The sequence below is a fragment of the Bacillus sp. ISL-55 genome, assembly GCF_018613155.1.
Taxonomy (GTDB): Bacteria; Bacillota; Bacilli; order Bacillales; family Cytobacillaceae; genus Mesobacillus.
The window spans coordinates 39,932-50,478 of the sequence record NZ_JAGGQU010000030.1 but is presented as its reverse complement, the minus strand read 5'-3'; the positions used below and the strand labels follow the sequence as shown (position 1 = coordinate 50,478).

Annotated in this window: 7 protein-coding genes; 2 read left to right on the top strand and 5 right to left on the bottom strand. The window is 45.5% G+C overall.

The annotated features are described in order from the left end of the window. Positions 1 to 193: 193 nt before the first annotated feature. The 5 genes from recQ to J7E32_RS14765 all read right to left on the bottom strand — a co-directional run bounded on the left by recQ (position 194) and on the right by J7E32_RS14765 (position 7,631). On the bottom strand, positions 194 to 2,326 hold the full coding sequence (recQ, locus tag J7E32_RS14785; protein WP_214908621.1) for a DNA helicase RecQ: 2,133 nt from the start codon (positions 2,324 to 2,326) through the stop codon (positions 194 to 196). A gap of 128 nt (positions 2,327 to 2,454) precedes the next feature. Then, positions 2,455 to 3,528: an ATP-binding protein gene (locus tag J7E32_RS14780; RefSeq protein WP_214908619.1), complete on the bottom strand. Its 1,074-nt coding sequence runs from the start codon at positions 3,526 to 3,528 to the stop codon at positions 2,455 to 2,457. A 182-nt stretch (positions 3,529 to 3,710) separates the two neighbouring features. Next, positions 3,711 to 5,180, bottom strand: a complete 1,470-nt coding sequence (locus J7E32_RS14775) for a nicotinate phosphoribosyltransferase (protein WP_214908617.1) — start codon at positions 5,178 to 5,180, stop codon at positions 3,711 to 3,713. 96 nt (positions 5,181 to 5,276) lie between these two features. Continuing rightward, a complete protein-coding gene (locus tag J7E32_RS14770; RefSeq protein WP_353654056.1) occupies positions 5,277 to 5,831 on the bottom strand; it encodes a cysteine hydrolase family protein in 555 nt (184 codons plus the stop codon). Positions 5,832 to 6,689: 858 nt separating this feature from the next. Next, positions 6,690 to 7,631 carry a diacylglycerol kinase gene (locus J7E32_RS14765; protein WP_214908613.1) on the bottom strand — a complete coding sequence of 314 codons (942 nt, stop codon included), beginning with the start codon at positions 7,629 to 7,631 and terminating at the stop codon, positions 6,690 to 6,692. A gap of 620 nt (positions 7,632 to 8,251) precedes the next feature. Between J7E32_RS14765 and plsY the strand changes: the two genes are divergently transcribed. Continuing rightward, complete coding sequence (gene plsY / locus J7E32_RS14760; RefSeq protein ID WP_214908610.1) at positions 8,252 to 8,872, top strand: glycerol-3-phosphate 1-O-acyltransferase PlsY; 621 nt, start codon at positions 8,252 to 8,254, stop codon at positions 8,870 to 8,872. A gap of 195 nt (positions 8,873 to 9,067) precedes the next feature. Further along, positions 9,068 to 10,543: a sodium/proline symporter PutP gene (gene putP / locus J7E32_RS14755; protein ID WP_214908603.1), complete on the top strand. Its 1,476-nt coding sequence runs from the start codon at positions 9,068 to 9,070 to the stop codon at positions 10,541 to 10,543. Positions 10,544 to 10,547 lie beyond the last annotated feature (4 nt).

Sequence of the window (10,547 nt, the reverse complement as noted above, 5' to 3'; positions counted from 1 at the left end):
CATTAATCCCTTTTATGTGACGTTAAGCTCGAGGATTACCGTTTTAAGGGAACATTAATCCCTTTTATGTGACATTAAGCCCGAGGATTATCCTTGCATGGGCACATTTATAAGGATTGTTGGTTGAAAATATAGATGAATTCTGTTTAAAAGATAAATAAAAAAGGAAAAGACGAAGCCCGCGGGCTTCGTTTTAGTGTACTTTTTTCTTGGACCTATAAAGGAAGGCCTTTATCATAAAATAGCTAACCTCATCAGGGAGCAACTCTTTGATTGGCTTAAGCCTGTCGCGGCCGGCTTCTTCAACGGCTCGTTCGAGGTCTTCAATATGCTCAGCTGGGATCAGCAAGTCATAGTCGACTTCCATTCCCTGCTGGATGCATTGGATCAGGTGATTTTCAACCGTACTGTCCACCAGCTCGCGCTTTGCAGAGATTTCAGCAACTGTCTTTCCCGCCTGATGCAGCTTGTACGTTTCGAGATGGGAATCCCCGACTGTTTTTTTCGGCTGCTTTCTAGCCGGCTCCGCAACGGCATTCATCACAGGCTCACGCTCCGGATGCGCCTCGCAGAACTCGATAATCCGCTGAATGAATGGCGCACCATACTTCTGCAGCTTGTGCTCTCCCACTCCAGCCACATTGAGAAACTCTGCATCGGTCTGCGGCAGCTTCAGGCACATATCCTTCAATGAGGAATCGGAGAAAATCATAAATGGCGGCACCTTTTCCGCAGCGGCAACGTCCCTCCGCAACTCGCGCAGCTCTTCAAATAACGGATCATCGTTTGAAACCTGCTTAACCCGGACGGCTTCCTTCCTGAACACCTTCGTCTTGCCAAGCAAAACATCCTTCCCCTTTTCCGGGACATAAATCGTCGGGTAGGTGCCGTGCTCGACGCCAATCAGCTCCTGTGAAATCAGAAACTCGATCAGGTCATTGATTTGCTTGGCATTACGGTCCTTCATCAATCCATAAGTCGGCAATTTATCCAGGCGGAATTCTAGCACCTTTTTATTACGGGAGCCGGTCAATACATTGGCCGTCATCGCCTTGCCGTATTTCTGTCCCATCCGGATGATGCATGATAGGACCATCTGCGCATCCTTCGTGACATCCTGCGTCTCACGAGAGTCCGTACAATTGCCGCAGCGTCCGCATCGCACAGTCTCTGTTTCGCCAAAATAGTGAAGGATATAGGATTGCAGGCACTCTTCGGTATGGCAGTAGCCAACCATTTGCTGCAATTTTTCGAGCTCAGGCGCGATTCGCTCTCGGTCAGCTGACTGGTCGATCAAAAAGCGCTGAACCTGGACATCCTGCGACGAATATAACACGATACATTCACTGTCCAAGCCGTCACGCCCGGCACGGCCTGCCTCCTGATAGTAACTCTCCATATTCTTCGGCATCTGGAAATGCAGTACATAGCGGATGTTACTTTTATCGATGCCCATTCCGAATGCTGAAGTTGCAACCATCACAGAAGCTTCATCCTGTAAAAAGCGCTCCTGTTCGCGGTTCCGGTCTTCATCGTTCATGCCTGCGTGATAGCGGGCCGAATTGAAGCCTTCCTTCTGCAGCCATTCATACAGCTGGTCGACGATTTTCCTTGTCGCCGCATAAATGATGCCAGCTTCCTTTTCGTTCTTTTTGATAAAATCCTTTAAGTACGCCTGGCGATCCTGACCTTTGACAACAGAAAAACTTAAGTTGCTGCGCTCAAACCCGGTAATCACCGTATTCTCAGGGTTTATTTTTAACGAAGCGCAAATGTCTTCACGTACTTTAGGTGTTGCTGTTGCCGTCAAGGCAAGCACAATCGGCTTTCGCGGCAGGCGGTCAGCAAGGCCGGAAATCTGCAGATAGCTTGGACGGAAATCATGTCCCCATTGGGAAATACAGTGCGCTTCATCGACGGCGATCAGAGGGATATCCATGTCCTGCAGGTCATCGATGAACTCCCAGGATCCCAGCCGCTCTGGAGCGATGTACAACAGCTTGTACTTTCCGTTCCTGGCATCATCCATGCGGGCCGCAGCTTCACCGGCAGTCAGCGAGCTATTGATGTATGTTGCCGGAATGCCCAGCTGGGTGAGCGTATCGACCTGGTCCTTCATCAGGGAGATCAGCGGAGAAATGACAATGGTTGTCCCAGGCAGCACGAGCGCAGGGATTTGATAGACAATCGATTTTCCGCCTCCAGTCGGCATGACGCAGACGGTATTTTTCCCTTCGAGCACAGATAAAATCGCCTGCTCCTGCCCCAGTCGGAACGAGGAATATCCAAAATGACTTTGCAATAATTCTTGGGCTTTTTGCAGCATAGTGAGGTGGCTCCTTTCAGTGAGAAAATGTTGAGGATTTTAGAGGATTGCTCTTTCATTTTAACAGATAAGCCCCGTAGAACGACAATAAAAAAAATGCCATGCTCCAAAAAGAACCATGACACTTTCTATTCTGCGATCAACAATGTCTCTACATTTTTATGCCGAGGCAGCACGATACCTATGGTTGTGCCTTCCCCAGGCTGGCTGTCGATATCAATGCTTCCTTGATGAAGATCGATAATCCGTTTGCAAGTGAGCAAACCCAGGCCTGTCCCTTTTTCCTTCGTGGAGTAGAAAGGCTCAAACAGGCGATTCAACCTTGACTCCGGTATTCCGCAGCCTTTATCCATAACCGTGACCATGACCGATTCCTTACCCACTTCATCAAGCCTGACGCTGATAAGTTGGCCATTGTCCTCTGTCGCCTCAATCGCATTCTGGAACAGGTTAATCAGCACCTGCTTCATCTGGTTCCGGTCACAATTCAAAATGATTTCTCTATCAATTTCATAATCCATTTTTATACTTTTAAGGTTAGCCTGTGGTTCCATTAAGATGATGCAATCCCTGATCAGCTTGCTAAAATTTGTATCTTGAAAATTAACATTCTCATTAGGTTTGGCTATGAACATGAATTCATTGACAATTTGATTGATCCGATCCATTTCATCCAGCATGATATCAAGGTACGGAATCAACTTTTGATCCGTAACGCTTTCTTTGACAATTTTAGCAAAGCCTTTCATGGATGTAAGTGGATTCCTGATTTCGTGGGCAATCCCTGCTGCAAGTTCTCCCACTACAGAAAGTTTCTCCATTTGCTGAACTTGCTTCTCCCTGTTTTTTTCGCTGGTAATATCGATTGCTGTCCCAATTACCTCAATAGTATGACGGTTTTGGATGACAGGATTCAAAATTGCCAAATAGTGCACATCGCCAATACTTCCTTCATAGTTTACCTGCTCCCCATTCCATGCCTTTTCGTAAAAAAACTCTTTGCGCATCGCCTGGTCAGGCGGCAAAAATTCACATAGTGATTTCCCGGTTACTTTGTCAGGGCAAAGACCGACCTTTTCTATGAGCTTGCCTTCGATAAAAGTATGGATGAATTGGTTGTCTTTTTTAATAAATTTGAATATGAAGCCTGTTTCCCTAGGTATGAACTGTTCATAATCTACGAAGATCCTCTGGTCATTCAAACGGCAACATCCTTAGAAAAGATTCTTTCCTAATAATTCTTTTACACATAGGGGAAATCCTTTAGAAAAAATATGAAATTAGTTGAAGTACCAAAATAATTTAAGTACTTTTTAAAAGCGGGCTGCTAAAGCCCATAAAAAAGGCTGCTTTCTGATTAAAGAAAGCAGCACATTGTGAATTATTATTCTCCGGTCATCCCTTTGACCTTCTCTTTTACTTCTTTTATATTCTGCATTTTGTTGTCCCAGCACTTCTGGCTGAGGTCGACGGGATATTCCTCTGGATTAAGCATCCGTGTGTATTCTTCCCAAAGAACGCCGAGGCAGTATTTTGAATGCTTGCGGACTTCATCTAGGCTTGGCTGCTCGTATACTAATTTTCCATCTTTGAAGATTTCGTGATGTAAATCCCGAGCGTCAAAATTAGTGATGAACTTACTGACGAAAGTGTGAACCGGGTGGAACATCTTCAAGCGCTTTTCCTGCTGCGGATTTTCACTCTCAAGCGTGATATAGTCACCCTCTGAGCGATTAGTTGCTTTATTGATGATTCTGTATACATTTTTAATGCCAGGGGTCGTTACTTTTTCCGGATTGGAGGAGATCTTGATCGTGTCCTCCATTGTTCCGTCCTCCCTCTCAACCGAAACGATTTTATAAACTGCACCAAGAGCTGCCTGTTCGTAAGCGGTGATCAGCTTGGTTCCTACTCCCCAAATATCGATTCTCGCACCCTGTGCTTTCAGGTTCATGATCGTATACTCGTCCAGGTCGCTTGAGGCTACGATTTTCGCATCCTTAAAGCCAGCATCATCCAGCATTTTACGAGCTTCCTTTGATAGGTATGCAAGGTCGCCGCTATCGAGACGGATGCCAATAAAATTAATCTTATCGCCAAATTCCTTTGCCACTTTAATCGCGTTCGGCACACCAGATTTCAGCGTATCATACGTATCGACGAGGAACACGCAATCCCTGTGCGTTTCCGCGTATTTTTTAAAAGCGGTGTAGTCATCCCTGTAAGCCTGAACCATTGAGTGAGCATGCGTTCCTGAGATTGGGATGCCGAACAATTTACCTGCGCGCACATTGCTGGTGGAGTCGAATCCTCCAACATAAGCGGCGCGCGTGCCCCAGAGAGCCGCATCCATTTCGTGCGCACGGCGGGTACCAAACTCCATCGCGATTTCATCTTTCACGACCTGCTTGATTCGTGAAGCCTTCGTCGCAATCAATGTCTGGTAATTGACGATGTTCAGGAGCGCCGTTTCAATCAACTGCGCTTCAGCAAGTGGCGCATCGACCCTGACCAGCGGCTCATTAGCAAAAACAATCTCACCCTCCTGCATCGCACGGATGGTGCCTGTAAAACGCATTTCTTTTAAAAATGCAAGAAAATCCTCATCAAAACTTCCTTCTTCCCGCAGGTATTGAATATCACCTTCTGTAAAACCGAAGTTTTCGATATAATTGATGATTTTTTCAAGACCGGCAAAAACGGCATAGCCATTGCCGAAAGGAAGCTTGCGGAAAAATAAATCAAACACCGCTCGGCGATTATGAACGCCATCACGCCAGTACGTTTCCATCATATTTAATTGGTATAAGTCCGTGTGTAGCATTAAGCTATCGTCTGTGAATTTTGTGCTCATCAAAAAACCTCCAAATATACTGCCATGAACCGCTTGACTTGTCTGCGGATCAAATGAAAGCCAACATCCGCATCACTAAGTCTTGCGAAATTGCTGCTACTTTACCTCCGCGCCAATCGAGCTCTCAAAATGGCGGAGCGACCATTCATGGCCCACCTGATCAAAAGAAGCAACCGCATCTCTATACACAATAACCTTAAATCCCTTATTATAAGCATCAACCGCCGTATGAAGGACGCAAATATCGGTGCATACACCGACGAGATGCACTTCTGTGATGCCCCGCTCGCGCAGTTTGATCTCAAGATCCGTCCCGGCGAATGCCGAATACCTCGTTTTGTCGATAAAATGCACATGGTCGAGATGCTTATTTTTTTCATAAACTCCCTGCAGGCTACCGAACAAATCCCTGCCTTTCGTACCGCGGATATTATGAGGCGGATACAGCTTCGTCTCCGGATGGAACTTATCGCCCTCATCATGGACATCAATCGCGAAAACAACATAGTCACCATTTTTTATAAAATCCCTGGTGATGCCGACGAGCTTCTCTTCAATCGCCTGTCCCGGCTCGCCGCAAGTCAGCCGGCCATCATCCGCCACGAAATCATACGTATAGTCGATATTGATCAACGCCTTGTTCCCCACTATGTATCCACATCCTTTTATCTTATTATCTTTTATTTTCTTCCAAATATGATTTGCAGGCAAATTTTTCATATCGACTGGGAATTAAAGTTGATTGTTTTTCGGAAACTACCTCCAAAACGGACACCAGAGAAACCTGCTTCTTCGTTACATCCGAAGTCATGTCAGGTTCAGACAAAACCCCAGTCTGTCCTCGTGGTTTTGTCCGAAGTCACACCATGTTCGGACAAAATCTCAGCCTGCCCCCCTGGTTTTGTCCGAAGTCACACCAACTTCAGACAAATTCTCAGATTCTTCTCTCCCTTTTGTCCGAAGTCACACCACCTTCAGACAAAATCACAGCTGCTCCTCACCGTTTTGTCCGAAGTCACACCATGTTCGGACAAAATCTCAGCTTCTCCTCCTGGTTTTGTCCGAAGTCACACCAGCTTCAGACAAAGTCACAGCTTCTTCTCTCCGTTTTGTCCGAAGTTACACCACCTTCAGACAAAATCTCAGCTTCTCCCCCCTGGTTTTGTCCGAAGTCACACCAACTTCAGACAAAATCTCAGCTGCTCCTCTCCGTTTTGTCCGAAGTCACACCACCTTCAGACAAAGTCACAGATTCTCCTCTCCGTTTTGTCCGAAGTCACACCATCTTCAGACAAAATCTCAGCTTCTCCTCTCCGTTTTGTCCGAAGTCACACCAACTTCTGACAAAATCCCGGCCTGTCCTCGTAGTTTTGTCCGAAGTCACACCAGATTCAGACAAAACCCCGGCCTGTCCTCGTGGTTTTCCCCAAAGCAACACCATCTGTAATATCCTCCTATACCCTATCTCAAATCACAAAAAAACCACCCCAATTTGGAGTGGTTCATTCATCATTCTGCTTTAAAATTCAATTCAAGATTCTCCGGCCGGTCTTCTGGACGGATTTCATCCAACGGCACGTAGACTTCAATGTGCCTGAACAGGTTTTCGAATTCAGCTGGCAGATTTCCGCCGTATTCGCCGTCAAGGTTCAATTGAACAGTTTCCTTAGAATGCACTTTGATGCGGTTTGCTTGCGTATAAATGACGCCCGGGTCATTGATATGCTCACCGCGGACAGCGAGCGAAGCGATCCTGATAAAATCCGCCAGGTTCGTCTTTTTCAAAATCAATAAAGAAAACAATCCATCATTGATCGAAGAGTTTGGAGCCAGGCGTTCAAAGCCGCCAACAGAATTCGTCAGCCCGACAAGGAACATCATGACCTCGCCCTCGTATAGCTTTCCATCATATTCAATGCTTACTTCTGATGCCCGAATGGACGGCACCATTTCGATTCCTTTTAGATAATAAGCGAGCTGGCCCAGCATTGTCTTGAGTTTGCTCGGCACCTCATATGTCAGCTCCGTCAGCCTGCCGCCGCCAGCAATATTTATGAAATATCTATCGTTAATTCGGCCTACGTCAACCGGAATCGTTTCGCCTTTAACAATGATGTCGACCGCAGCATCGATATCCCTTGGGATATGAAGCGCGCGCGCAAAGTCATTTGTTGTGCCGACTGGTATGACGCCGATTCTCGGGCGGTACTCCTGTTCGGCGATCCCATTGACCACTTCATTGATCGTGCCATCTCCGCCAGCTGCAATCACCAGGTCATAGCGCCGCTCAACCGCAATTCTAGCAGCCTGCGTCGCGTCCCCCTCACCTGTCGTTGCATGGCATGATGTCTCATAGCCGGCATTCTCCAGCTTTACCAAGACCTCCGCAAGATGCTTTTTAAAAACCTCACGACCTGAAGTTGGATTGTAAATAATTCTTGCTCTTTTCATACCCATCATCCTACTTAATATGGTTTTTTATTCCATCCATTTACATCATAGCTCATTACTTCTATCCAGGCAATTACCTCAATATCCATTCTACCGGATATATCATAAACTAAATTCTGTCCATTTGCCAAACAGAAACCCACTAATAAATCAAAGTGTTAACTATCTTATTTTTCGAATAACTCTTCCATTCCTACTCGTTCTTTTTTACAATACAAAGAGAATGGTTACATAAATTGGAAACCCCTACCTGTTATCAAAATTGCGGGATGCAGCCTATAGAGACCTTATTACCCGGTTACAACCTGTACAAAAATAGCCATGATTCATGCCGCAATATTGTTCTGCTCAACTGGATTTCTAGACTTCACATCCAAACACTGGAGATACGCCACGGATAAGAATCAGCAGTGCAGAAGGATCCATCTATATGATACAACAGACGTAAAAAACGGCATAATAGTTCCCGATGTTTTGGCCTGTCTTTTCACTGTTTACAGAGCACACGTTTTCAGCAGTGGCCATACTTATCAAGAAATGATTGGCTCGGCAAAATAAACATTCTGACAAGGACTATTTCAGAATAAAATTCTCTAACTATATTAAAAGGGTGACGTTATATGACTTGGATTTGTCTTTTGGCAGCTTATTTAGTCGGTTCCATTCCAACAGCTTTATTGATTGGCAAATATTTTTTCCATGTTGATATCAGGGACCACGGCAGCAAAAACCCGGGCGCGACGAATACATTGCGGGTCATGGGAAAGCGAGCGGCCATTGTCGTTCTGCTTGTGGATGTCGCAAAAGGGATGCTTGCCGCCTCTCTTCCGTTGATCTTCGATACTCCAGTTGAACCGTTGTATGCCGGGCTGATTGGGGTCATCGGCCACTGTTTCCCGATCTTTGCAGGCTTCCGCGGGGGCAAGGCGATTGCCACGACGGCAGGGGCACTGCTGGTTGTTGATATCGGAATGTTCCTGGCTGTGTATGTGACCTTTTTCGCGGTCATTTTCTTGACCAAATACGTGTTCATGGGTTCGATATCGGTGGGAATCGCGATGCTCATTTTTTCTTTCTTCTCTCCGGAAGTTCATGAGCCATTAATCTTTACTGCTTTTATTTTATTTTTAATCTTTCTCCATCGTTCTAATTTGCAGAACTTTTTTAACGGCAAGGAACCGAAAATCAATGATAAAAAAGTGAAAGGCGACCGCTTGCCTCCAAAAGATCTTAAGACGTGAACATGAACCATGGCTTTCCCGAGCCATGGTTTTTCTTTTGCACTATAAATATATTAGAAAAACAAATTACTATTAATGGAATAGTAATTTTGACGAAAAAATAGATTGTTAATCATTAATTTGAAATGATAGAATATTAATTGTATTAGCAATATTTTTTTAATAATTTTTCACAATAACAAAGGGGGAAAGATTATGTCCAATGAAATGTATCAAATCATTGCCATCGGGATATACATGGCCGCGATGCTTTATATCGGCTGGTATTCCTACAAAAAGACAAGCAATCTGACCGACTACATGCTTGGCGGCAGATCGCTTGGTCCAGCAGTCACAGCGCTTAGCGCCGGTGCAGCTGATATGAGCGGCTGGCTGCTGATGGGTCTTCCAGGGGGGATTTATGTAAGCGGTTTAGCGAATGCATGGATTGCCATCGGCTTGACCGTCGGCGCGTATCTCAACTGGCTTTATGTAGCACCTCGACTTCGTTCTTACACACATGTGGCGAATGACTCCATCACGATTCCCAGCTTCCTTGAAAACCGTTTTAAAGATGATACAAAGCTTTTAAGAATTGTATCCGGAATTGTTATCCTACTCTTTTTTACCTTCTACGTATCTTCCGGAATGGTCGCCGGAGCTGTTTTCTTCCAAAGTTCATTCGACCTAGATTACCATACCGGCTTGTTGCTTGTTTCCGCTGTAGTTGTGGCGTACACACTATTCGGCGGTTTCCTTGCGGTAAGTTACACAGATTTTATACAGGGCATGATGATGCTTCTCGCCTTGCTGCTCGTGCCGATTATCGGCTTCGCGAAAACAGGAGGACCTGCAGAAACGTTCGATACCATCCGTTCGATCGACCCTGCATTGCTTGATTTATTCAAAGGTACAACTGTGCTCGGCATTATATCAACCGCAGCATGGGGCCTTGGCTACTTCGGTCAGCCACATATTATCACCCGTTTCATGGCCATTACATCAATAAAAGAAACAAAGAGTGCAAGAAGAATCGGCATGGGCTGGATGATCTTCTCCTTAATTGGGGCAATACTGACTGCTTTGATCGGTCTAGCTTATTTTACACAAAACCCGGATGTTAAGCTGGATAACCCAGAGGCAGTCTTCATCGTGCTCGGGCAAATCTTCTTCCATCCGTTATTTGCCGGTCTTATGCTCGCAGCCGTTCTCGCAGCGATCATGAGCACCATCTCGTCCCAGCTGATCGTTACATCCAGCGCACTGACTGAGGACTTGTACAAAATCATATTCAAAAAAGAAAAATCAGATAAGCAGTACGTATTTTTCGGGCGTTTGGCAGTTCTCGCAGTAGCAATTATTGCCGCAGCACTTGCATGGGTGCAAAACGATACGATCCTTGGCCTGGTTGCATATGCATGGGCAGGCTTTGGTGCAGCGTTCGGACCTATCATCATCCTGAGCCTTTATTGGAAGAAAATGACCAACTGGGGCGCGATTCTCGGTATGATTGCCGGTGCAGCTACCGTTGTCATCTGGAGCAATGTCGGCTTGAGCGATGTCATGTACGAAATCGTCCCGGGTTTTATTATCAACCTGATTATTTCTGTTGTTGTCAGCTTGGTAACTTATAAACCAAACCCTGAGATTGAAAAAGAATTCGATATGAGTGTTGAGAACTTAAAACCCTAACAAT

Bases quoted from the DNA above. Each gene is read 5' to 3' on its own strand.
- J7E32_RS14775 (WP_214908617.1), bottom strand. From the start codon at position 5,180: ATGAGCACAAAATTCACAGACGATAGCTTAATGCTACACACGGACTTA.
- plsY (WP_214908610.1), top strand. From the start codon at position 8,252: ATGACTTGGATTTGTCTTTTGGCAGCTTATTTAGTCGGTTCCATTCCA.
- putP (WP_214908603.1), top strand. From the start codon at position 9,068: ATGTCCAATGAAATGTATCAAATCATTGCCATCGGGATATACATGGCC.
- J7E32_RS14765 (WP_214908613.1), bottom strand. From the start codon at position 7,631: ATGAAAAGAGCAAGAATTATTTACAATCCAACTTCAGGTCGTGAGGTT.
- recQ (WP_214908621.1), bottom strand. From the start codon at position 2,326: ATGCTGCAAAAAGCCCAAGAATTATTGCAAAGTCATTTTGGATATTCC.